The sequence below is a fragment of the Paenibacillus sp. FSL K6-3182 genome (assembly GCF_037976325.1).
GTDB lineage: Bacteria > Bacillota > Bacilli > Paenibacillales > Paenibacillaceae > Pristimantibacillus.
Genome location: NZ_CP150265.1, coordinates 4,241,245 through 4,267,414, shown reverse-complemented (window position 1 = coordinate 4,267,414; position 26,170 = coordinate 4,241,245). Strand labels below are relative to the sequence as shown.

Sequence of the window (26,170 nt, the reverse complement as noted above, 5' to 3'; positions counted from 1 at the left end):
AAAGATGAGGGGCAGCGGTATCCCGCTGTTTCCTCCTAACTTATTTATTGGTTTTTGATGGGAGGATATGATATGGAGCAGCATTATGTTCTGGAAATGCGAGGAATTTCGAAGGGCTTTCCAGGGGTACAAGCGCTCAGCAACGCAACAATAAAGGTGAAACCAGGAACTGTACATGCCCTTATGGGTGAAAACGGGGCTGGGAAATCAACGCTAATGAAGTGCTTGTTCGGCATATATAGACCCGATGAAGGTGAGATTTTTATAAATGGTCATAAAACAACGATTCATAACTCTAAAGAGGCACTGAAAAATGGAATTTCCATGATTCATCAAGAGCTTCATCCGGTACCGCATCGTAATGTAATGGAAAATATTTGGCTTGGTCGGTTTCCGGAATTAGGTTTTGGTCCGGTTAAGTTTATTCATGAAAAGAAAATGTACGAGGACACATTGCATTTATTCAAAGATCTTGAGGTGGATATAGATCCTCGAGTGCGCACGGGGACGCTGTCTGTTTCAAAAATTCAAACGCTGGAAATTGCGAAAGCGGTTTCTTTTCATTCAAAGCTTATTGTAATGGATGAGCCAACTTCCTCTTTGACTGGCAATGAAGTTGAACAGCTATTCAACATTATCAATAGTTTGCGAAAGCGCGGCGTATCTATTATTTATATCTCTCACAAAATGGAAGAAATCTTGCGCATCTCTGATGAAGTGACGATCATGCGAGATGGTCATTATGTTGGAACTTGGCCTTCAAGTGAACTAACGACAGACCTCATTATTACGAGAATGGTCGGTCGTGATTTGAAAGAACGCTTTCCTGCACGAAAGAATATGCCTGGCGGCACAATGATGAAGGTAGAAGGTCTATCGTCGCCAAATCCCAAGTCGTTTCAGGATATTAGCTTTGAGCTGAGGAAAGGGGAAATTCTCGGCCTAGGCGGCTTGGTTGGCGCTCAACGAACAGAGCTTATTGAAGCCTTGTTTGGGCTTCGGAGCGTTGTTTCCGGCAAAATCTCCATAAACGGGAAGCCAGTGAATTTAAAAACACCATCTGAAGCGAAAAAGAATAAGATTGCACTTCTAACCGAAGAAAGGCGAGTAACAGGAATTTTTCCAGTGTTATCGGTTTATGAGAACACGATTATCGCGAATTTGTCTCGTTACCAGAATAAATTTGGGCTGTTGAATGAAAGAAAAGGACGAGTTGACGCAGCGGATAATGTTGAAAAGTTTGGAACAAAGACACCGTCTGTTCATCAACAAATTCGTTATTTATCAGGAGGAAATCAGCAGAAAGTACTCTTGGCAAGATGGCTGCTTACAGAACCAGATATATTGCTGCTTGATGAGCCTACTCGTGGTATTGATGTTGGCGCTAAATTTGAAATTTATACGATTATTACCGAGCTTGCGAAGCAAGGGAAAAGCATTATTATGATCTCCTCGGAAATGCCTGAGCTGCTTGGGATGTCTGACAGAATTATGGTTATGAGCGAAGGCAAATTGACAGGCATTGTGGAGGGCAAGTCAGTAACAGAGCAAGAAATTATGCGCCTAGCTGCGCAGCAACGTTCGGTCGTATCAGGGGGTAAACGTAATGAACACGCAATTACTGTTTAAAGTGAAAGACTATTTAATGCAAAGAGCGATTTTCGTGGTGTTGATTTTGATTGTAATTGGCATCGCGGTGGCAGATCCTAACTTTCTAGCCTTTTCTACGCTTAGAGATATATTGCAGCAGTCTTCGACTAAGCTAATTATTGCAATTGGTGCGGCATTTATTCTTATTACAGGCGGTACAGATTTGTCATCTGGACGAGTTGTTGGACTAACGGCAGTTATTTCGGCATCGATGCTGCAAATAGATACGTATGCCAACCGATTTTACCCGGACTTGCCGCAGCTTTGGGTAATAGCTCCGATTTTAATAGGCATTGCAGTTGGTTTGCTTGTTGGATTAATAAACGGTTTTATCGTAGCAAAGCTTCATGTTCCACCCTTTATTGCTACGCTAGGAACAATGGTAGGAATCTACGGTATCAATAGCCTTTACTTCGATATGAAGCCGAATCAATCGCAGCCGATTGGCGGTCTTCGAGATGATTTTAAAGTGTGGGGTTCGGGATATATCGATCTTGGAGGCGGCTATACGATCCCGTATATTGTGCTTATTGCGCTCGCTGTAGCACTTATCTGTTGGGTCGTATTTAATAAGACTCGTCTGGGAAAAAACATGTATGCAATTGGAGGAAACGTCCATGCGGCACATGTTTCCGGCATTAATGTCGCTCGAAATCTTATTTATATTTATGCCATTTCGGGAGCGTTGTATGGTCTTGCTGGTGTGCTTGAAGCAGCCCGAACGGGAGGAGCTACGAATAACTACGGAAACATGTATGAATTAGATGCCATTGCGGCATGCGTAGTTGGCGGGGTGTCAACTGCTGGCGGGGTGGGCAAAATCCAAGGCGTAGCAGCAGGCGTATTAATCTTTGGCGTTATTAACTACGGATTAACGTATATCGGTGTTAGTCCCTATTATCAATTAATTATTAAGGGACTCATTATAGTTGCAGCCGTAGCTTTTGATATTCGAAAATATATGGCAAAAAAATAGTTTATACATTCAACGTATTAAAAGGAGGTGATGAATGTATTGCTTATTGGCAAGTACACGATGATTCAAAGGGATGTTTATCAAATGCAGCCTTGGCGATTGCCATGGCTATTAAAGGCATACATTCCTTTAGGTAACAGAGGATTTATAAAAAAAGTGTTGCTTTAGGATGTTACTATTTTGGGGAGGGTTGAAATTGGGTATTAAAAAACGCGTAAAAAAAATGATGTTGTCATACTTGGCATTTTCGCTAGTAGGATCGATGTTCGTTGGCTTGCCGAATGCTGTCTCGGCAGCACCAAGTGCAACTGAAATTAAGTTAAGTCCACACAAGATGAAGAAAGTATGGGATGGTTGGGGAACTTCATTAATATGGTTTGCTAATGCTACTGGCGGCTGGGAAAACGAGCAGGCGAAAAATGATTTGGTGGATGCATTATATGGCAAAGAGGGACTTAATTATAATATTGCCCGCTACAACATTGGCGGTGGCGATGATCCGACTCACAATCATATGCGTGAAGGCGCTGATATTCAAGGCTTTTCAACAGAAGAGGGTCATTTTGATATTAACCGCGATGAAAAACAGCGTTGGTGGTTGCAGGAAGCATTGAAACGTAAACCAGAACTAATTATGGAAGCGTTTTCCAATTCTGCACCATACTATATGACCCACAGTGGTTGTACTGCTGGTAATCATAATGCTTGGGAGAATAACTTAAAAGAAGATTATTATGATGATTTCGCGGCATATTTAGCAGAGGTAGTCAAACATTATAAAGATGATTTTGGAATAGAGTTCGATACTCTTTCGCCAATTAACGAGCCCAATACAAATTATTGGGGTGCATTCAATCGTCAGGAAGGCTCGCATTGGGATCCTTGGGCGCAGTCATGGATTATTTGGGAAGCTCGGCAAAAGCTGAATGAAAAAGGATTGAATAATGTTGGCGTTTCAGCAATGGAAGAATCCGTAATTGATACTTTCCTGGAAAATTGGAGCCATTATAACGACGATGCAAAAAACAGCATATCTCAAATGAATGTTCATGCTTATGGAGGTTCAAAAAGATATGAGGTTCGTCAGCTTGCCGAAAAGGAAAATAAAAAGCTATGGATGTCAGAAGTTGATTTAGGACCAAGCGGTATTGCTCATAATCATGATGATATCGAACCGGCATTAGCGCTGGCTGATCAAATTATGGTGGATATTAAATGGTTTGAACCGCAGGCATGGGTAATTTGGCAAGCTATTGAAAGCGAACAAAATATGCAACCAGACAAAGAGAATATGAACTGGGGTCTGATTCATGCTGATTTTGATACTGAACAATGGTGGTATACAAAAAAATATTATGCGATGGCGCAATTTAGTAAATTCATTCCGCAAGGCTCGAAATTTTTTGAGAATAGCGACGGTGATGGAAAGACACTAACGGCTTATAACGAAGGGACGGGGGAAACGGTTATCGTTTATCGCAACCCGGATCAAGTCAGCAGACAATTGTCATTTGATCTTTCCAAGTTTGCAAAGCCGGGAAGTGAAGTATCCACTTATGTGACAACTTCAGAAAAAGATTTACAGGAAGGTAAATTAGAGGTTTTAGGAACTAAGCTTTATGCAAATGTGGAAGGAAAATCAATTACAACTTTTGTAATCAAAAATACACAGTACGTTGAAGGCCAAGAAGCAGACGTTACACAGATATTAAATGATTTAAAGGTAAGTATTGAACAACATAAAGCAACCTTGAATGAAGATAACCCGGATATTGAAGAGTTGGAAGCGCTAATTACAAAAGCTGACGATGCGCTTCAATCTGGCAGCAATGAACAAATATCTGATGCAATTGTTGAAATCAGCCTCAAATTCAAGGCAATGTTGTCTGATGGTGTTATAGGTGTTATACCACAACAGTTGATGAGAGCTTCGGCGAGCAGCGCACAATCTGGAGAAGGTCCGGAGCTTACCATAGACGGTGATGTAAATACAAAATGGCATACGCCATGGGGCGATGGCTATCAAGAACCACCGCACTCTATTACTTATGAATTAGGCAAACTGTACAAAGGCATTAACAAACTGGAATATACACCAAGACAAGACACAGATACGAATGGTACAGTTACTAAGTTTGAAATTGAAGCAAGTATTGACGGTGTGAATTTTAACAAAATTGCAGAAGGAACATGGGATGCTAACAAAGCAATAAAAACAGCAACCTTTACTCCCGTCGATGCGACTCATGTTAAATTCAAAGCACTAGCATCGCAAAGTGATGTTGGCACACAGTTTGCATCTGCTGCTGAAATCAATTTGTACAGGGATTCAAATTTTAAACTAAATTCAGAGCAACTTGCTAAAGCAATAACGGATGCTGAACAATTTATTGCAACTTCGAATAAAGATGAAAATCTATTAGAGCTTTTGAAACAGTATGTTGATGCAGGCAATGCATTAATGAAATCGGATTCATCCACGCAAGAAGAAATGAATCGTACGACTAATCAAATTAATGATGAAATGGTTAATTTGCAGAGAGATAGTTTCTTAGTTGAAGGGATCACAGTAAAATACGCCCCAGAAGCACACTGGAGCACACCTGTAGAAAGCATGTTAGATGGTAATCGAGATACATTTTATGAAACGAATTGGGAAGATTGGGGCCGCAAATACCAAGCAGGCGACTATATCGTTCTTGACTTGAATAAAAGTAGAAAAGATATAAGTCAAATCCTCTACACACCGAGACAAGGTAAAGATAAAGAAAACGGTCGTATTAGACAATTCAAAATTTATACAAGCGATAAAGATTTGTCAAACGTTGAATTAACAGGAACACAAAGTGAATTGGATCAACATTTTGAGTTGGCAGCCGTCGGCGGTCTTGATACAGGAAAAGATTATGATCAATTCGCAACCTTCACCTCAAAAAATGCACGTTACGTAGCTATTCAAGTTATCAAAACTGGCGGCAACAGCTCTACTTTATCGATTGGTGATTTGGCTGTTTATCAAAAGTATGTTGCGGACATTGATACGAGTATAGTTCAAATTGCTAAGGAAAAGTTGGTCACTCTTTACGAAGATATGGTTCCATATGTAAGAAATATTATGGACAATTATTTAAATGAACTCGAAGATACAGAGCATCTAACGTTAGAATCACTAGAACATTATAATTACTGGCTTAATGAATATTATAATTTCTATTCTAATCTTGGTCATGTAAGCTCCATCAAAAATGGTGAAGTGTGGCTAGATACTGACGGTGTGCCAATTCAGGCGCATGGCGGAGGTATTATATATGACGAAAAGACTAAAAAATACTATTGGTACGGAGAAGATAAAACGGAATCGAACATGGGTGCTGGTTATGTTCCGATGACTGGTGTACATGCTTACTCATCTACTGACCTTTATAATTGGAAAAATGAAGGTGTTGTATTGCCGGTATTTAATAATCCGTCTCTTGGTGATAGAACTTACGATGGATTGACGGATGCTTCTAACATTCCAATGTATATTCATGAAGATGATGAATTGTATAAGGAATCGGGAGTAGGATTCGAATCTTGGCGACAAGAACAAAATTATGGGAAGCTTGATGATTGGAATTTCATTCCGGAAAATGGAGTGGAAAAACGTTTTTATAATTTCGCTGTTAACATGAAATCACCAGTTCAAACACTTAAAAAACATAATACACGGGAACAAATTGCCGATTTGAATGCACTTTATAAAGATACTTCTATCGAAGAGAAACAAAGATTATACGGGCTGTTCAATTGGGATAAAGTTGTGGAACGGCCAAAAGTTGTTTACAACGAGAAATATGATAATTATGTAATGTGGTGGCATCATGATGGTCCAATGTCGGGTAAATATTGGACAGCATCAGGTGGTGTAGCTGTAAGTAAATCTCCTATAGGTCCGTTTAAAGTGCTTGATATCGAGAGAATGCCAAATGATGGATGGGATCCTGACAAAAGGGGTGAAGGAGATGGTATGCTCCGCGATATGACCCTTTATGTAGATGATGATAAGGATAAAACAGCATATTTGGTCTATTCATCCGAAGGAAATGGGACAACCATCGTTCTAAAACTGGATGATACTTATACACAACCAGCTCGTGAGGAACATGGAAATGCGATTTGGGCGAAAGCTCATAGCAATGGTAGAGAAGCTCCAACATTATTTAAACAAGATGATACGTATTATTCTATAACATCTGGTTTAACAGGCTGGAACCCAAATCCTGCTAAATATCATATTACAGGTCATCCATTAACGTGGTGGTGGGAAGATAAAGGCGATCCATTCTGGGATGACTACAAAGGTACGACTCATGAGAGTCAAAGTACTTTTGTACTTCCATACAGAGATAAAAATGGAAATATTGTAAGAGATAAATTTATCTTTATGGCGGATCGTTGGAATCCTGGAAACTTGAGTGACTCCAGATATATTTGGTCCCCATTACACTTGGACACTGAGAATAAACGCATTTCAATGAATTGGCAATCGGAATGGGATTACTCACAATTTGGGGAAGCGCAAATAGAAAAGTACACAGTAACATTCAATAGTAATGGTGGTAGTAGTGTAGCTAGCATCGAAGCAAAACCAGATTCACCGATTGCAGAACCAGCAGCACCGAACAAGGAAGGTTATATTTTCATCGGTTGGTACAAGGATGAAGCATTGAAGGAACAATGGAATTTCGCAACAGATAGAGTAGCAGAACAAGATATCACCTTATATGCGAAGTGGGAGTCAGAATCTACGAATGTGTTGGTAGAATCGATCAGCCTGACTAGCGAAAGTGGCAAAGCGGCAATAGAAGTGAAGGGCGGCAGCCTGAAGTTGACGGCAGAGCTATTGCCAACGAACGCTTCCATTAAGAAGGTAACTTGGACTGTCTATGAGTCAGATGGCGTAACGGCAACGGACAAAGCAACGATCGATCAAAACGGATTGTTGACTGCCGTGAAGGACGGCGCTGTAAAAGTAGTCGCAGCTGCAACGGACGGATCTGGGGTTCGAGGTGAAAAAGCGATTGAAATTACTAATCAAACTTCCGACGGAGGAAACAACGGTGGTAGCGGTGTTGGTATTACAGATCCAGACCTTGAAAACCCAGCTTTATACGAGCCGAAGAAATCTGAGCTATCGATTGATTCCGCACTAAATAGCTTGACGGCTTCGCTTGATCGCAATCAACTTGCCAAAAAGGCAGCGGAGTTTTTAAAGGTTGTACAAGCCGGTTCCATTCTAACGATTGATGTTCCTGGAAACCACACACGATATGAAGTGAGGATTCCATTGGACGCTTTGAGTGGATTAGCCGCGAACAAGCCAGATTCGATTCTTTCGATTCGCAGCAAGTTTGGAAGCTACGAATGGCCGGTGTCTATATTAAACAGCAAGGATATGAAAGGGAAAGTAGATGCCAATGCTGTGTTAATTGTAAGCATGGTGAAAGCGAACGAAGATAAGTTGCAGCAATTGGATGCAGCCCTATCCGGCAATGGAATGAAGCGTATAAGCGATATTATCGACTATAAAGCAACGCTGAAAACGAAAGATGCGGAATACGATAATCATTCCACCGGTTCTATTGAGCGTACTTTAACCGTAGACAAAGTAATTCGCAATTTCAATGAAGCAACGGTCGTATCATATGATCCTGAAACGGGAGCCATTCGATTTGTACCAGCGGTGTTTACCGTTATGGATGGCAAGACTGTAGCTACGATCAAGCATTACTCGAATGGCATGTATGTCTTCATTGAAGGCAGTAAAACATTCGAAGATATGCGCGGACACTGGGCACAGAAGGATGTAGAAACACTCGCTTCTAAGCTGATCGTGAATGGGAAAACGAATCAAGTTTATGATCCGGAAGGGAAAGTGACTCGTGCAGAATTCGCATCGCTGCTAGTAAGAAGCTTGGGCTTGAATAATAATGGTGCAGAGCAGGTATTTGACGATGTAGCAGCTGCTAAATGGTATGCCGCAGATGTAAGTACTGCGGTTCAGCACGGGTTAGTACAAGGAGTAGGCAACAACAAGTTCAATCCTGAAGCATTCATCACTAGAGAGCAAATGGCAGTTATGATTATGAAAGCTGTTCAGCTCGTTCAAGGAGATACAAGCGCTGGATCGAATTCATCAAGCATTTCGTTAGCTGCATTTGCTGATCAAGACCAGCTATCGGGCTTTGCCCGTGAAGCGGTTCAAGCCGTAATAAATGCAGGTATTATGAATGGCAAATCGGAAACCACGATTGCGCCTAAAGATACAGCAAGCCGTGCTCAGACAGCAGTCATGCTGAAGCGAGCATTGAGCTTTGTTAAGCTGATTAATTCGTAATCAATAAAGAATGACACGTAGTCAGCTCATCATGTGAGCTGACTACGTGTTTTTAACCAAACATATGAGAAGATAGAGCTCAAATTACGATCGCATAACACTGATTGCAAGCGATATTAAAAATAGCATCGAAGAAAATGTTGCTGTGTTTGGCAATAACCTCTTGAAAGATTAAGATTGGCAAGTCTACAACTCATGACACTCCTAAAAATCGTACTTATATACATTAAATTACCATTTTTTCATTAAATATCACGATTGAAGTGTACAATTATACATGATCTGAATACATGCATACATGGATGAATTTGTGAAATTCCTCTACACTTATAACAATTACCAAGAGTAGAGGAGTGTATTTGATTGAAAGACCAAAAATGAATCGATACCGTATGGTCTTCTCTAGGAGTCGTCTAATTTTCTTAAGATATATTTAAAAATATGTTCTGTATACCCTGGTAATTTTCAGGGTTTTTTAGATTGAAATCATGTCGTAGTGTAATAATTATAGGTTGAAAAGCTGCAAGGGGGCAGAAATGAAACCAATATATAAGATTATGATTGTTGATGACGAGATGCTTGTTAGGCAAGGAGTCAAGCACCTTCTAGATTGGGAACAAGAGGGATACCGAATCGTCGCTGAGGCTTCGAATGGTCTTGAAGCTTTGGATTTGGTTGATGAGGTCAACCCTCATGTCATTCTAACAGACATCGTAATGCCAGTTATGGACGGTGAGGAATTTGTTAAGCGGGTGAAGGAGAAGTACCCTCAAATTGAGGTGATCGTCCTAAGCAGCTTCAGTGAATACGGCTACGTTCGCTCCACCTTTCAGAGCGGAGTGGCGGATTATATCCTAAAGCCGAAGTTGGAAGCCGAATACCTGTTATCGATCTTAAATAAAACAACAGCCAAAATGGTTGGGACGCAGATGGGTGATCAAGGAATTGATATGGAGGAAAAACAGCTTACACGAATAATCGAGAAGCTAATGAGCGGTTACGAGGCTTCGCAAGATCCTGGGTTGGTGCATTCGAAGTTTCCATACAGGCGTTTTGCATTTTTCGGTACGGACATGCACCATATTAAAGATTCTGATGATAAGGTGACTTTCGCAAGCCAAATAGATAGAGGGCTGCGTAAGCTCAGCAAGGACAAAGCAGCCTATATGCAGCTGAAGTTTGACAACGATTCTATTCTTTTCTTAATCAATGTGAATCCAGAGCAATGGGTCGAAATGGTCATGGAGCTCAGGTGCCTCGTCCCAGAAATGACAGAGATTAAGAGCGGTACCCAATTCGTACTTAGTCAAAGCTTCGAAGATTTTAACCGCCTTGGTGAGATTTATCGGAACAATTACTTGAAGCTTACAAGATATAGTTTTTACCTGCCGACACGAAGCCTGATTGAAAATGATCATTTACCGGGACTCTCGGATGCGTATCAAGAATATGACATGGGCGAATTATCGGAACAGTTGCGACGCAAGCAATTCCAGAAGGCGTTTACGAGCTTTCTGGAATTTGTGCATCTGTGGTCGAAGGACTATCGCACCGAAATTTTTGAATTCAAATCGTTTTTGGGTAACTTCATATTTAACGTGACGACAACACTTGGGAAAATGAAGTATGAAACCCCTGGGGGAGAAGACGCTAAATACGACTACTTCCGAAAAATTGATGAAGCAAGGTATGCCAAAGAAGCAATTGCTATTGCTGAAGCATTCATACATGAGGCAGAACATGTGATTCTCAAGGCGAACTCATTATTTAATCCAAATATATCTAATCTACTTGAATATATTCATGAGCATTACGCTGATCCGATCACGCTGACCGGAGTGGCGAGGCAGTTTCATTTCAATGCTTCGTATCTTTCAAGCTTTTTTGCTACTCATAATGAGGAAGGTTTCAGTGAATACCTGAACAAAGTCCGGTTGGAAAAAGCGATGGAGCTTCTCTTGACGACAGGAGAATCGATATCCGAAATCAGTGCAAATGTAGGCTATTCGGACCAGAGTTATTTTACAAAGGTGTTTAAAAAGCATACCGGCATATCGCCAAGCCAGTATCGGAAACAATTCTCGGAGGAGATAAAGGAGTCATGATAAGAAAGGCTGCATTAAAGCTGAAAAAGCAGGGCTTGTTCCTCAAGTTGTTTCTCGTCACGCTCATTAGCATCGTTACCGTATCGCTAATAACCCTAGCTATAACGATCAGCATGTCGGAGAAATTATTTTTTCAAACGTTCAGCATTACTAACAGCAAGTTACTGAACCAGATGAAGACCAACCTTGAGTCTTACAACTACACGGTAGCTACTGGAGCAGCGATGATAGCTCAAAATGCCTCTATCCGAAACTATTTATCTGGCGAAGAGACGGATGCAGTATCACTTGCCACCGAAACATACCATATGACAGAAGGCATGAAGGCGATTCGGTCCAACTTTAGCGCTTATGACGTTGGGATTATGATCATAGGCGTGAATGGTCGGAGTTATTCAACAGATGCTTATTATTGGTCCACTTTCGCCGAGGAAATGAAAAATCACACCGTTACGAAAGCAACAAATGACCAATCTGCGCAAATCTTGTACCAGCTCTATCCAGCTGGTGATAACAAAGGCATAGCGAAAGAGCAAGTGCTTGTGGCTTCCAAAGCTTTATTTGATCAACAGACAAGTAGTTTTTACGGCACCTTGTATGTCGCAATTCGTGATCGCAATTTCAGATCTTTTTATGCTAACTTTACGAGTGAAGGCAATGACGTGTTGTTGATAAATAAAAACGGATTGATTGTGTCCAGCAATCGGAGCGAGCGGATTGGGCTGATGGACAAGCCGTTATATACAGAAGTAGCAGCTCAGCAGCTCGGAGAAGAAGATGAAGGATCCGCCTACGTCATGGGTAATGAACGAATTGTGTTTTCTGAATATTTGCCGGAGTTTGATTTTTATCTGGTAAATCTAATTGACAAGAAAGCCGTGACCGGACAGATGGTGAATGCAGAAGCGGTGACGTTGACCATTATGGTCATCGTGGCGATTTCCCTTATTATCGTATTTTTAATTACCCGAAAAATGACGAAGTCCCTGCGTGTACTCGTTAAACAAATGTCACATATTCCAACGAGTGGATTCGATAATCATATCGATATCGCTACTAGCAGTTATGAAGTTAAAGAGCTGGGCAACGCTTTTAATTATATGCTTGATGCACTGCATGATTATGTAGATCGACTGTTGGAAACCCAAAAGCAAGTGCGTAACGCAGAGCTGGCCGCACTACAAATGCAAATCAATCCGCACTTTCTATACAATACGCTGGCATCAATAAAGTTTTTGGTGCTGCAGGGTAATAAGGAAAAAGCAGCAGGTACAATTAATGCACTTATCTCTCTACTGCAAAATACAGTTAGTGATGTAGAGTCCACTATTCCTGTTTGTCAGGAACTGGAGACAATGAAGCATTATGTCTATATCAATCATGTGCGGTACAGTGAGAAGATACGCGTGAATTATTTTGTGGAGCCGGACAGCTTGGATTACCACATACCGAAGCTCATTCTCCAGCCTTTTATCGAAAATGCTTTCTTTCACGGATTCAACATTAAAGAACAAGGAAGTATTTTGATCATGATAGCCGTGCAGGAGGACCAACTAGTATGCGAGGTTGTGGATAACGGAGACGGTATGGATATAGAGCAAAAGCAGCTGAAAGTGGAGAAGATACGTACGCCGAAGAGGAAACGCCAATTTTTCTCCGGCATCGGCATACGTAATGTAGACGACAGAATTAAATTAATGTATGGGGAGAATTATGGGATTAACATAACAAGCAAACGGGGAGAAGGTACTAAAATCAAAATTAACATTCCATTAATTAATAAATAAAGAATGTGCAAAACAACTAAAGAATGTGCTAGAGACGTCATGAAAAGTAAATAAACGATCCAATAATAGCACAAAAGCTAACAAAGATAATACAAAAGAATATGTACACAAAGTGTTAAGATGGATGCGTTATTGGAAAACGTTTTCATCTTTTTTTATTTTACAAGGGGGATTATTAATTGAAAAAATTAGTTTTCGTTCTGCTTACTAGCGTTATTCTCTTGATGGCATGTTCGTCTGGTGGAACGAAAGGCAGTCTAACAAGCTCGGGCGATGGAGGCACATCCAATCCGAAAGAGATTACTGTTTGGGCGTGGGACCCGGCGTTTAACATTGCCGCCATGGGTGTAGCAAAAGAAGCATATTCACAAGTTCATTCGGATGTCTTGATCAACATCGTGGAAAACGCGCAGGCTGATATCGTTCAAAAGCTGAACACCGTGTTGAATTCAGGTTCAACGAAAGGTTTACCTAACATCGTATTGATCGAGGATTATCGAGCACAGAGCTTTTTGCAAGCGTATCCGGATTCGTTTTATGAATTGACAGACGCTGTAAAAGTCGAAAATTTCGCTGATTATAAGATTGATCCGACCAGTGTTGATGGTAAGCAATACGGCGTACCGTTTGATTCAGGTGTCACCGGAATGTATGTACGGACAGATTATTTGGAGCAAGCGGGCTATAGCTTAGCTGACATGGAAGAAATCGACTGGAAGCAGTATATCGAGATCGGCAAAGCTGTAAAAGAGAAGACCGGCAAAAGTATGCTCACCCTTGACCCTAACGATCTTGGACTTATTCGCATGATGATGCAATCTGCTGGGCAATGGTATACGGCTGAGGATGGCAAGACTCCGTTCATTGCAGACAACGCCGCTTTAAAAGAGGCGATTGAATTGTATAAAGAAATGCTGGATTCCGGCATTGTGAAGGTGATATCGGATTGGAGCCAATTTGTTGGTGCATTCAATCATGGTGAAGTCGCCAGCGTACCTACCGGTAACTGGATTACTCCTTCAATTAAAGCAGAAGCTTCTCAGTCACAAAAATGGGCAGTAGCTCCGCTTCCTAAGCTTGCAGTAGCAAAAGGCTCCGTCCATGCATCAAGCCTTGGCGGCAGCTCTTGGTATGTAATGAATGTGGAGGGAAAAGAAGCTGCTGCCGAGTTTCTCGAAAAGACGTTTGCCTCCGATGCTGAACTCTATCAGTCTCTAAATACTAAGATTGGAGTCATCGGTACCCTGAAGGCTGCGGCAAGTGGAGAAGCTTACTCTGCGGAAGACGAATATTTTCAAGGCCAAAAAATCGTATCTGATTTTGCAACATGGACCGCTAAGATCCCCACCGTCAACTACGGCATGAACACTTACGCCATAGAGGATATTATTGTTGTTGCACTGCAAGCTTATTTTGGCGGGAAAGATGTGGATACTGTTCTGAAAGATGCGCAGATGCAAGTCGGTACTCAAATTCGCTAAATACACACAACTGTATATCATAGTTTCTCTCCACTGCCCCCCAATTGTTAGACACCATCTAACAATTAGGGGGCAGTTTTTCTATGATCAATTTATAACTTCTTCTCCCCAGCCGTCATAACACATTTTCACAAAACGATTCACCCCGTACCCGTCAAGTCCTGTTGCATAGCAGCCAATTTCATAATTTCCTTGAAGTCGAAGGCCATCAACTTTGCACTTTGATTCGCATATACGATCCGACTATTGTCATCAGAGATCATAAATGATGCTAGCATTGTCGTTCCGAACTATTTGTGGCATGTATTCACACGGTTCAATTGGGGTGAGCCTTGGGGTGCAGCAACACGTGAAGGGCAGCTTGAATGGCGGCGCACCAACCAACGGTTTTTTGCTCGTAACTTCATTCCGTCAATGCTTGGATGGTTTCTTGTTCGTTCGGCTTCCGATCAGTTCGAAGCAACGTCACCTGATGAAATAGAGTGGGTATTATCGAAAGCGGCAGGTTTTAACGCTGGTTTTGCTTTAGTTGCCGATATGCAGGTGCTTAGGCGAAACGGCAACATCGAGTCGGTATTTACATCCGTACGCAAGTGGGAAGCTGCCAGACAAGCTGGCGCCTAGTGGACAACCTCGATCTTTTAGTTGCAAGTTCGAAGGCGCTCCGAAACCTCTAGTTAGCGTCCGAGTGACGACAGGGGAAGAAGTAGTAAAATAAGCGGCGACCGTTTTCCTATACATAATAGGGGAACGGTTGTTTTTTCTGAGTACGCCGATTTCCGAAACTCTAATGATTCACTATTGCTTCCGTATCTCCGATTATCCATTCATGTCCACATAGTGCAAAATTAAGTCTTGTTAGTTCAAATACTAATATGGTTTGGGAGTTTATCATCTAAGAATATGCTTTTACTAATAGACTGATAGTTTAGAGTCTGGAGAAGTTGTTTCAACTTCAGGACAACGAAAAAAACCTTAATTATGAAATTCGGTATACAGCTATGATCTTATTCCAGGCTGGGCAATATGGCCATTCAGGCTTGTGATCTTGTTCACTTGAAGTTTGACAGATACTTTAGCCAACAAATGAAAGAATCAAGCACTCAGAGAGCTAAAAGGAGAAAACAATGAGCACAAGAAAAGACTTACAACATTACCCTTATATGAATGCAAGCTTGCCTATTGAAGAAAGAGTTGCTGACCTTATATCGAGAATGTCACTTGAAGAAAAGGTAAGACAGCTTGATATTTATTCTGGAAATGAAATTTCCGATTCAGTAGAAGGCTTAAATGCAGATTTGCTTAACTACGAAAAAATGGAAAAGGTATCTGCTGGAATTGGAATCGGATGCATCCAAAACCGAAATTCCAAAGCGGAGACTGCTAATAAAATTCAGGAGTATATCATCCAAAATTCAAGATGGGGGATTCCGGTACTCTTTAGTGAAGAGGGACTTCACGGTTTTGGGTGGAAAGGCTGTACAGTGCTCCCTCAGCAGGTCGCACTCGCATCAACATTTGAGCCAGAACTCGGATATAAACAAGCGAGAGTCATCGCTTCCGAAGCGCGCAGCTTTGGTATACATGAGGTTTGGGCACCTGTTCTCGATCTAGCTAGGGAAATCCGATGGGGACGAGTGGAAGAAGGATACGGAGAGGATCCTTATCTAGGGTCTATGTTCGCGGAGAACATGGTAAGAGGGCTTCAAACGGATGACCTTACAAGACCCGATGCCGTAGTGTCGGAACCCAAACACTTTACAGGATACGGTGCTCCTAGGGGAGGACACAATTGTGCTCCGGCCATGATGGGGCATCATGATAATGCATTTTACTGTCTGCCTGTATTTGAGGCTGCTTTTCAAGCGGGTGCAATGAACACAATGTGTTCCTATAACTCTATTGACGGCACTCCTGTAGCTAGCGACCATTCGCTGCTTACTGGTGTACTTCGCGATAAGTGGGGCATGAAGGGCTTCGTACGAGCGGATATGACGGCTGTCTCCATGCTGCATACCATGCACTTTGTTGCTGAAAACAATCGGGAAGCTATCAAAATGGGTCTTGAAGCCGGTGTTGACATGCAGCTTTACGACTTTCCGCATGATATATACCAGGACAGCATTATTGACCTTGTAAAATCAGGTGAGGTGGACGAGAAAGTAGTAGACACAGCTGCTGGACGTGTACTTACAGTTAAATTTACAGTTGGAATCTTTGAAAATCCATATACAGATATCGAACTTTCTTCGAAAGTTGTGCACAGTGAGGAGCACGTACAGACGGCTCTCGAAGTTGCAAGAAAGTCGATCTGCCTGTTGAAAAACAGCAAAAATACGCTTCCTCTCAAAAGAGACATTGGCAAGATTGCAGTGATTGGACCAAGCGCGGATATTCCCCGTTACGGAGATTACAGCAGCCCAGTTGTGCCTGAGCATGCGGTTACGCTTTTGAAAGGCATCCAAAACATCGTTTCGGAAAAGACCGAAGTTATCTACGCCAAGGGCTGCGAAATTCTGGAGTCCGACTTAATGACTATACCGGGCAAATGGCTCAAGGACAATGATGGCAACGACGGACTTGTAGGTGAGTACTACAATTCTCTTTCTTTTGAGGGAAATCCTGTTTGTGTGCGAAATGACAAACAGATAAACTTCAACTGGATTTACACAAAACCTGCTGACGGTGTAAACGCAGATAACTTCACCGTTCGTTGGACAGGCAAAATTAAACCGTGCGATACAGTGGATGGTTACATTGGACTCAGCAGCATGGACAGCATGCGTTTGTGGATCGACGGCACGCTGCTTGTTGACGGTTGGGGCGACCTTGACTCCAATCAGATGGTTGCGTTCAAATTTGTCGAAGGCGAAGAGTACGATGTTAAGGTTGAGTATCTCAATGATTCACGTGGGGTAAGGGTAATCCTCGGTTACAGCCTCGGCAACGATTATATGGACGCTGCGGTTAAAGCAGCACAAGAGGCGGATGTTGTTATTGTAGCGGTGGGTGACAACGATCAGACTAGTGGAGAGAACCTGGACAGAGCGGACCTTAATCTTCCGGGCAGACAACTTGAACTCGTCAAGAGAATTTATGAAACAGGAACGCCTGTTGTTCTTGTCCTCCAAAACGGACGTCCGATGTCGATCACATGGGAGGCAGAGCATCTGCACGCGATTATAGAGGCATGGTTTGTTGGCGAGCAGGGCGGAAATGCTATTGCAGAGGTTATTTTCGGAGATGTCAATCCTGCTGGTCGTATTCCGATGTCTTTCCCAAGATCGGTTGGTCAGCTACCTGTATACTATAACCGCACACCATTCTATGGACATAAATATGTTGAAATGGACTGGCTCCCACTGTACCCATTCGGGTTTGGTCTGAGTTACACAACATTTGCGTATTCGGATCTTGACATTTCAACAAGGGAAATTGCTCCGGATGGAACAGTAGATGTATCGTTTAACGTAACTAATACGGGAAATGTCGCAGGTGAGGAAGTTGCTCAGCTTTATATTAGGGATGAATTCAGCAGTACGGTCAGACCAGTCAAGGAGCTTGCAGGGTTTAAGCGAATTCATCTTGAAATAGGCGAAACAAAGCGCATCACGCTTACACTGGGATACAGACAACTCCGTACACTTACTAGAAGCCATGATTGGGTTGTGGAACCGGGTAAATTTGAGGTAATGGTCGGACCAAACTCGGGCGACGTTCCGCTAACAGGAGAGTTTTTCGTTCGGAAATAAATATGTATGAGTTATCACTGCTGGTATGATTCGAAATTAGGGAGGTAGTTCATTTGCCGCGTGTTCTTTTTATACGCAGCAAGGGAACTGTATCCCTTTTTTTGGTTCCATTTACCTCTGCATTTCTCCCCATTTTATAGGAATAACATGATTTTCATTAAAAATTGCTTCGAAATCAGAAAAACCTTTTGACTTTTTTATAATGACCCCCAATAATTTACATAACGCACCGTGACTGCTCATGAGGTTAAAGCGATTGCCGGCGATCATGAAGTAGAAGTTAGCTCAGGGAATCCGGACTAGACTTTTTCGATGAGCGTAATGATTAAAAGCGGAGTGATCATGTTATAAAGCGGAAGAAAACGGAACCTTGCGCTATTGTCACGGGATGGATGAGGTTAACAACATTCTGGATAGAATTAGGAACTAATGGACAATTATGATGTGTTGACTCTGCTTGCTCGATAATTATAGAGTGCTCAGTGCCGGCCGTGTTGGTCAGAAAATCAATTAGTAAAACAAAATTAAACATGATCTCAAACCACTTTCTAAAGTGGTTTTTTTATTGTCTTAGTAGGTTTCTATCCTAGTTTTTTTACTCTTAATCCACCGTTCGAACAAAGCTAATTTACTTTTGCATCGTATTTATCCGGTATAAACGTTTGAATTGGATTCTAAAAATTTCTGGAGTGATGATCTTTACAGGAAAAATTATGTCTACTAAACTAGCTACATTCTATTGTTAACCAAAATAAAAACATAAGGTTAACAATTAAATGTATTCAGCAAAAGGTGGTGTCATCCTGTGGCTATCTCTACAGTCGTTATCTTGATGACATAAAAAAGTACGGAAATGTTAAACAATTTGCCGCTAAAACAAACAACCCACCGGGCACTTTCCCCATTTCCAGCATTCCTTGGGTTAGCTTCACTGGCTTTAACCTGAACATCTATAATGAGGGAACCTATTTATTACCCATCTTTACAATGGGGAAATATTTTCAGCATGACGAAAAAATACTGTTGCCATTATCAGGACAATTCCACCATGCCGTTTGCGACGGTTACCATGCCGGGGTGCTGTATAATGAGCTGCATGGTTACCAAACTACACGGGTTAAATAGAGCAAGGAGCAGCTACTACGGTAGCTGCTCCTTGTTTCTATTAAGCTAAAGGGCAGCCTGCTCATACGATCTATCAGCAACTATTCTTAATTCTAATAAGAAATTACTTATATATAGAATCTTAATTTATACGCTTATTCATAAGCGGTTGCACAATGCTCATATCGGGAATTGTGTATCCAATAGGCATTAATTGAAGAATACGATTCCAGATGTTTTTTTGTTCAATATCATGGGCTGATGAGAATTTGGAATCGATCATCTGCTGTAAATTATGAGCAGTTAGCAATTCTGGTCTTCTCAGGTTAAAAAGTATTGATCTTCGACTTGCTTTTTTAAGCATTCGTTTAATTATCTTCTTTTTGCGAGTCTTCTTTTTCTGTTTTTTCGTTTTCTTATTTTTAATGCGATTAGATATCTTCTTCTTCGTAAGATGCGCCATTTACTTCTTCCTTTCTTTTTCTTCCGTTGAACAGGTTGTATAGGTTGTATAGGTTGTATAATTTGTGTAGGTTGTATAGGTTGCAAACTAATTTCGTTATCGATTTCTGGATGCTTGCTTTTCGCGAGATTATACAAATCGATGACACGTTCAGTCATCGCATGCAATGACCAATGTTCCTCTCCCCATCTCTTTGCATGATTTGCCAGCTCAATCAGTGATGTTGAATCATCTTCATCTAAGGCTGATCTTAAGCAATGAAACAGCTGATCTCTATCTCCAGCATGAAATACAAGTCCAGTCGATGAGTGGGTTACCATTTCTGGAATACCACCAGCGTCTGAAGAGATGACTGGCTTGCCTGCAATTTGTGCTTCGATAATGGCAAATGGCTGGTTATCCTGCATGCTGGGCAGGACGACAAAATCAGCTTGTCGAAGCAATTCAGGAACATCCTCGCGGTTTCCCATAAAGATAACGTGATCAGTAAGACCGAGATTATTGGCAGTTTGCGTTATTTCTTCACGAAGAAAACCATCTCCTACGAACCAACAAATCCAATCCGTACGTTCTTCTTTTAGTTTGGCTAGTGCATAGATGAGATGAATTTGACCTTTTACAACATCAAAGCGTGCAGGGCACATAAATACTTTCTTCTCAGCAGGTCTTGTAACATTTGATTCTCGATTCATGTTTTGAAGAAACTCGTCAATGTCAAAACCATAATGGCTGACTGTAATACTATGTTCTGGAACAGAAAATTCATTTACTAAAACATCTTTTAACCACTGCGAGGGCGAGATTGTTACATCACTGACGGTTGCACCCAAATTTTCACGTATGGCCGAATAGTGCCAAAGCGGGGTATTTGTGTCTTGTTCCAGTAACCCCAATTCTTTCAACTTAACAAGCCACTCTTTGGTGAGACAGCCATGAATTGTCGTTACTAAAGGAGTTTTAGGAGATTTAACACGTGACAACGCATGTGCGCTAACAATGTCCTGTGCATGGATAATGTCATAATCGGATAAGTCGAAGTACAAGGCAGCTGCTTCAATACAATACCGCTCAATTTCGGTGCTAGTTATCCATGGATCAGTTCCGGGCAAATAGTGATTCATATAGAGACTAGTCTGATCGGCAATAAGAGATGTTAGTTTGCTTTTATCAATGAATAAGCTTTTTCCTGGGACATGGAATCCCTGTCCATCCGGCGTCGGGGAGAATATATCTACATGATGCCCTGCGAGCTGTAATCCTTTTGACAACTGATTGACATACGTATTTACGCCACCTGCATGAGGTAGAGACCAGCTGCAGGCGATTAGTATTCGCATTTGTTCCCCTCCGGTCAATTTGTCTGTCATTCCACTATCATATGAGTCTATTACAATAATGTTAACGTACATCCACCTATTTTTCTCTCGTATCATTACAGGCGATTGTCAATCAACAATTGCATCTAGTCGGTATAATTCAATATCCTCAAAACCTTATAAATTTCGTGACATTCTACTATTTCTGTAAAATATAGACTTTTATCTAATGCGATTTTGATTAATTTTCGTATGATGCTAGAAGATTAGTCAAAGGAGTTGAAAGAGTGAAAGAGCATGCTACTAATTATAAAATTGGTATTATTGGGCTAGGGTACGTTGGATTGCCATTGGCTGAGTTGTTTCTTGAGAAAGGAAATACGGTTTATGGCATTGATACTGATGAACGAAAAATCAATATGTTAAACAAGCGTCAATCCTATTTGTCTGACTATAAGAAAAACGAGATTCGAAATCTTTTCAGTAAAAATAGTTTTCATGTTGGGACTACCTTCAATGTCATCGAGAAAGTCGATGTCATAATCATTTGTGTGCCTACGCCGCTAGATGATCATGATCAACCTGATTTGAAATATGTGATTGGAGCTGCACAAAATTTGCTTCCACATTTGCGAAGAGGTCAACTCATTGTATTGGAAAGTTCTACGTACCCGGGAACTTGTGAGGAGCTGCTTAAGCCGATTTTGGAGTCCACTGGTCTCCTAGTAGGCAGAGAAATTTCGCTCGCATATTCACCAGAACGAATTGATCCCGGTTCGAAATGGGAATTGGAGCATATCCCCAAAGTTATCGGAGGCGTAACGCCATCATGCACATCGTATGCCAAGGAAGTATATGAAGCAGTGTTTAAACGCATGGTCGTCGTGTCTTCACCGCGAGTTGCCGAAATGACGAAGCTGCTCGAGAACAGTCAGCGTTATTTGAATATCTCCTTTATGAACAGTCTGTTGAAGATATGCGAGGAGCTGGATATAAGCCTATGGGAAGTGATCGAGGCAGCAGGTACAAAGCCATATGGTTTTACGAAATATTATCCAGGTCCTGGCGTTGGCGGACATTGTATACCGGTTGACCCATTATATTTGTTGTGGAAGTCGAGGGAACACCATATTGATCTGCCTTTTATTGAGCTTTGCCGTCAGGTAAATGAGGATATGCCTAGTTTAATAGTAGAACGGGTTGCAAAGACTTTGCGTCCTAAAGAGCTAAAGGAATGCAATGTACTTGTCATCGGGGTTACGTATAAGAAAGATGTAAATGATCTGCGAGAGTCCATCGCGCTGCACATTATAGAGCAACTGCTAGAATCCGGAGTTAAGGTAGATTATTTTGACCCGTATGTAAATGAACTGAAAATTGGCGAAACTGTGCTTCATGCAGTCCCGCTTACGGCACGAAATATGAGAAATATTGATTGTACGTTAATTTTAACTGATCATTCGAATATTCCTTACGAGCTATTTGTGAAACACACACCTGTTGTCATAGATACACGCAATGCTACAAGCAAAGTCGCAGACCGTAAAAACGTCATCTTACTTTAAAAGAGGGGGGATTTCAATGAAAATAGTAGTAACTGGTGGCGCAGGTTTTATCGGCTCACATTTAGTTGAGCGTTTGCTGGAGGAAGGCCACACCGTTTGGACAATAGATGATTTCTCGAATGGGCGGCCGGAATTTTTATCTCATCTCCAAAACCATAAACGTCACACACTTATCCAAGGCTCAGTAATGGATCGAGTGGTGATGAAGAAATTGATTGCCAAAGCTGATGTTGTTTACCACTTAGCGGCTGTTCTAGGCGTTAAAAATACGGTAGATGATCCCATTAAAGTTATAGAAGGCAACATTGACGGTACACGCAATGTACTTGAATTAGCATATCCGCGTCATGTCAAAGTCATTTTTGCTTCAACATCCGAAATATATGGAAAAAATGAGGAGCTGCCTTTTCACGAAATGTCCGGACGTATCTATGGTGCTCCATCTGTTCATCGTTGGTGCTATGCAACGGCGAAATCGCTGGATGAGCATATGTGCTTTGCTTATGCCAAAAAGGGACTGCCAGTTAACGTGCTTCGGTATTTCAACGCATACGGACCTAGGCAAACAAATTCGCAATATGGCGGTGTTGTAGCACAATTCATTAAGGCAGCCTTGAAGGGAGAGCTACTTGAGGTTTATGGAGATGGGTGTCAAAAACGTTGTTTCACTTATGTAGATGATACGATCTCTGGTACTTTAGCAGCACTCAAGCCGGAAGCTAACGGACTTGCATTCAATATCGGTACGAACCGCTCTATCTCGATTAGGGAACTTGCAAACTTGATTGTTTCTCTTAGCAATTCGAAATCTTCTATCGTGTCCAAAACGTATGATGAAGCTTATGGCGCGGGTTATGAGGATATACCGGCACGAGAGCCGGACTTAACAAGATCACAAACTTTGCTTGGCTATAGGCCTTCCGTGAAGTTGGAAGAAGGACTTATGAGAACAATAGACTGGTATCGAAATCATATATGATTTTTGTTCCTTTTGGCTGAAAGAGGGGTGACGGATGAAAATTGCACTTGTTTCATATTGGTGTGTTCCATATACAGGTGGAGTATCCACTTATGTATTGGCACTCAGGAAAGGACTTGAAGATAGGGGGCATGAGGTCGATATCCTCTCTCATAACGAAACTGGGCAGAATTACCACGTTGTCGATAAAGGTAAGTCGATTGATAAGCAAGCTGTATTAACTCCGATCATGCAGTATATGGGTCTTCGGTTCAATGAGAAATCATTGAATTATAATTCTTGGTTGGCAGCAATGGACGGGGAACGAATCGCTTTCCGTCAAGCATTATCCGAATTTTCCTTAAAGGAATATGACCTGATTCATGCGCAAGATGTGATCTCTGCGATTGGAGTATCTGAAGTTAAGCCGCGAACTACACCTCTTATTGTAACCCTTCACGGGAAACTAGAAGCCGAATGGAGGCTTCAAGGTTATATTTCTAATGATACCCTATCTGAACAATGGGGAAATGCGCTCGATCATTATGGAAGCATGGTTGGTGATTGGAATATTTACCCTTCCAAATGGCTTAAACAACAATATGAATCAACTGGGCTCATGAATGATATACAAATGGATGTTATTCCATATGGATTCGATACGTTATCTTTCCTCCATAAATCTACTAATGGAATAATAACGACTAAACCAGAAGGGGTGAAGCTGTTGGTCTGTCCCGCGCGTCTAGATCAGGTGAAAGGCCATGATGTTTTATTCCATGCACTTTCATTGCTGTTAAAGAACCGTTCGGATTGGATATGTTGGTTGATCGGAGACGGACCGCTGCGGGATAGTCTTGAACAAGTGATGAACCAGTATAATCTGGAGGGCCATGTCAAGTTTCTTGGACATCGGAACGATATGGCAGCTCTATTGAAGGAAGCGGATTACGTTGTAGTGCCAAGCATTCATGATAATTTTCCGTTCGTGGTCATGGAATCGCAAGCAATGGGGAAACCGATCATTGCTTCAGCAGTAGGAGGTATTCCAGAAATGATTACTCATGGAGAGAACGGTTTATTAGTGCCGGCCGGTCGAGCAGATTTGTTATGCAGCCAAATTCATAAACTATTCAATGATGACTCTCTTCGAAAACGTCTGGCCAATAAAGCCAGATCTTATGGACTCAAAAAATGGTCGTTGGATACGATGTGCGATCGAACTTTACAGCTGTACGAAAAGGCGCTTCAAGTCAAACGAGGTGAAGTAAATTGAAAATTTTACTTGCAACGTACTGGCTGATCCCCCATGTTGGAGGGGTTTGGGTCTATATTCAAGATTTAAAAGCAAGCTTGGAACGACTAGGTCATGAGGTGGATGTGTTCGCTAGGCATCCGGATGAAAATAGCTATTATATGGCTAATACTGGTGAGCGGGTAGAGAAAGAGAGATTTAAACGGCTCGTCGAAGGCGAAATACGAGCGATCTACGCTCCATACCAGTCGCTAATTGATCCATGGATTGTAGAACAGGAAATTGAGTTCTGCTCTTATGCCCTTGCAGCATCTTATTTTGGACTTGGAAAATATGATTTGATTCATACTCAGGATGTCATTTCATCCCGAGCACTATGGCAAATTAAACCGGAAGAGATACCATTAATAAGTACAATCCATGGATGCCTCTCAACTGACTACTGGGTATCGCTCGAAGGGAAATTGCCGTCCGATACGATTTGGAAGTATGCATGTGCTCGGGAGTATTATGGCGCAACCTCAAGCGATTTGACCATTGTTCCGACGAAATGGCTGCATGATACGCTCGTTGGTTATATGGTGCCTTCTCAGCATATGGAGGTTATCCCATATGGGATGAACGTGGAGCTATATTTGCAACGGATGAATGAACGCTCTACCTTTACGATACCGGATGCAGCGAATGTCATCATCTGTCCTGCGCGATTTGACAAAGTAAAAGGGCACAGCTGTTTACTAGATGCTCTGTATACTCTCAAACAAATAAGAAATGATTGGATATGTCTACTCGTTGGTGATGGGAATCTTCGGTCAGAGTTAGAGTCGAAAGCAAACCGCTTGGGCTTAGCTAGTCACGTCATTTTTACGGGCAGCAGAAATGACGTTCCGTCATTGATTAAGCAGTCTGATATCGTCGTGCTCGCAAGCTTAAATGACAATCATCCGTTTACTGTCATGGAAGCGCAGATTGCACATAAGCCACTCGTTGTTTCCAATGCTGGCGGTATTCCGGAAATGGTGAAACACAATCATACGGGATTGGTTGCAAAAGCTGGGGACAGTGACGAATTGTCACACTGCTTGAATGCACTGCTGGATGATCATAAGCTTCGCAATAAGCTTGCAGCTAATGGTTACAAATGGGGCGTGAAACGATGGTCACTAACGACCATGGAGCAGCTAACCACACATCTTTATGAACAGCTCTTGAATAAACAGCGTATACGAAAAGTAACACATCCTCCGAAACATGATGGAAGACATGGGGCATGGATAAGCTCTTCATTAAGAGAAATGTACAATATGTACATTCCGCAATCCTTTTCAATTGTTGATGATCATATTGTTGGTTCCGTTCTATATCAAGGAAAATAAAAA

14 protein-coding genes are annotated in these 26,170 nt (G+C 41.7%); 13 read left to right on the top strand and 1 reads right to left on the bottom strand.

Annotated features, from left to right (window positions below):
• Positions 1 to 72: 72 nt before the first annotated feature.
• From MHH56_RS18740 to MHH56_RS18700, 9 genes are all read left to right on the top strand, one after another.
• Positions 73 to 1,629: a sugar ABC transporter ATP-binding protein gene (locus MHH56_RS18740; RefSeq protein WP_339203115.1), complete on the top strand. Its 1,557-nt coding sequence runs from the start codon at positions 73 to 75 to the stop codon at positions 1,627 to 1,629.
• Positions 1,607 to 2,626 carry a galactose/methyl galactoside ABC transporter permease MglC gene (gene mglC, locus MHH56_RS18735; RefSeq protein WP_339203114.1) on the top strand — a complete coding sequence of 340 codons (1,020 nt, stop codon included), beginning with the start codon at positions 1,607 to 1,609 and terminating at the stop codon, positions 2,624 to 2,626. Before MHH56_RS18740 ends, mglC begins: the two co-directional genes overlap by 23 nt.
• A gap of 196 nt (positions 2,627 to 2,822) precedes the next feature.
• Positions 2,823 to 9,005 carry an S-layer homology domain-containing protein gene (locus MHH56_RS18730; RefSeq protein WP_339203112.1) on the top strand — a complete coding sequence of 2,061 codons (6,183 nt, stop codon included), beginning with the start codon at positions 2,823 to 2,825 and terminating at the stop codon, positions 9,003 to 9,005.
• A 536-nt stretch (positions 9,006 to 9,541) separates the two neighbouring features.
• Positions 9,542 to 11,110, top strand: coding sequence for a response regulator (locus MHH56_RS18725; RefSeq protein ID WP_339203111.1), 1,569 nt, complete (start codon positions 9,542 to 9,544; stop codon positions 11,108 to 11,110).
• Positions 11,107 to 12,897 (top strand): sensor histidine kinase, encoded by a 1,791-nt coding sequence (locus tag MHH56_RS18720; RefSeq protein ID WP_339203110.1) that lies wholly within the window; start codon positions 11,107 to 11,109, stop codon positions 12,895 to 12,897. Before MHH56_RS18725 ends, MHH56_RS18720 begins: the two co-directional genes overlap by 4 nt.
• Positions 12,898 to 13,076: 179 nt before the next feature.
• On the top strand, positions 13,077 to 14,378 hold the full coding sequence (locus tag MHH56_RS18715; protein ID WP_339203109.1) for an ABC transporter substrate-binding protein: 1,302 nt from the start codon (positions 13,077 to 13,079) through the stop codon (positions 14,376 to 14,378).
• A gap of 246 nt (positions 14,379 to 14,624) precedes the next feature.
• Positions 14,625 to 15,002, top strand: a complete 378-nt coding sequence (locus MHH56_RS18710; protein ID WP_339203108.1) for a hypothetical protein — start codon at positions 14,625 to 14,627, stop codon at positions 15,000 to 15,002.
• 503 nt (positions 15,003 to 15,505) lie between these two features.
• Positions 15,506 to 18,130: a glycoside hydrolase family 3 C-terminal domain-containing protein gene (locus MHH56_RS18705; RefSeq protein WP_339203107.1), complete on the top strand. Its 2,625-nt coding sequence runs from the start codon at positions 15,506 to 15,508 to the stop codon at positions 18,128 to 18,130.
• A 780-nt stretch (positions 18,131 to 18,910) separates the two neighbouring features.
• Positions 18,911 to 19,255 (top strand): CatA-like O-acetyltransferase, encoded by a 345-nt coding sequence (locus tag MHH56_RS18700; protein ID WP_339209660.1) that lies wholly within the window; start codon positions 18,911 to 18,913, stop codon positions 19,253 to 19,255.
• 351 nt (positions 19,256 to 19,606) lie between these two features.
• Here the strand turns inward: MHH56_RS18700 and MHH56_RS18695 are convergent, their stop codons facing one another.
• Positions 19,607 to 21,034, bottom strand: a complete 1,428-nt coding sequence (locus tag MHH56_RS18695; protein WP_339203105.1) for a glycosyltransferase family 4 protein — start codon at positions 21,032 to 21,034, stop codon at positions 19,607 to 19,609.
• 266 nt (positions 21,035 to 21,300) lie between these two features.
• Here MHH56_RS18695 and MHH56_RS18690 point away from each other — a divergent pair, with 266 nt between their 5' ends.
• Genes MHH56_RS18690 through MHH56_RS18675 form a run of 4 tightly spaced genes read left to right on the top strand, consistent with a single transcriptional unit; the run spans position 21,301 to position 26,167 of the window.
• Positions 21,301 to 22,578, top strand: coding sequence for a nucleotide sugar dehydrogenase (locus MHH56_RS18690; protein WP_339203104.1), 1,278 nt, complete (start codon positions 21,301 to 21,303; stop codon positions 22,576 to 22,578).
• A 16-nt stretch (positions 22,579 to 22,594) separates the two neighbouring features.
• Positions 22,595 to 23,557, top strand: coding sequence for an NAD-dependent epimerase/dehydratase family protein (locus tag MHH56_RS18685; protein ID WP_339203101.1), 963 nt, complete (start codon positions 22,595 to 22,597; stop codon positions 23,555 to 23,557).
• Between the two features lie 34 nt (positions 23,558 to 23,591).
• Positions 23,592 to 24,812 (top strand): glycosyltransferase family 4 protein, encoded by a 1,221-nt coding sequence (locus MHH56_RS18680; protein ID WP_339203099.1) that lies wholly within the window; start codon positions 23,592 to 23,594, stop codon positions 24,810 to 24,812.
• Positions 24,809 to 26,167, top strand: coding sequence for a glycosyltransferase family 4 protein (locus tag MHH56_RS18675; protein ID WP_339203098.1), 1,359 nt, complete (start codon positions 24,809 to 24,811; stop codon positions 26,165 to 26,167). Before MHH56_RS18680 ends, MHH56_RS18675 begins: the two co-directional genes overlap by 4 nt.
• Positions 26,168 to 26,170: the final 3 nt, after the last annotated feature.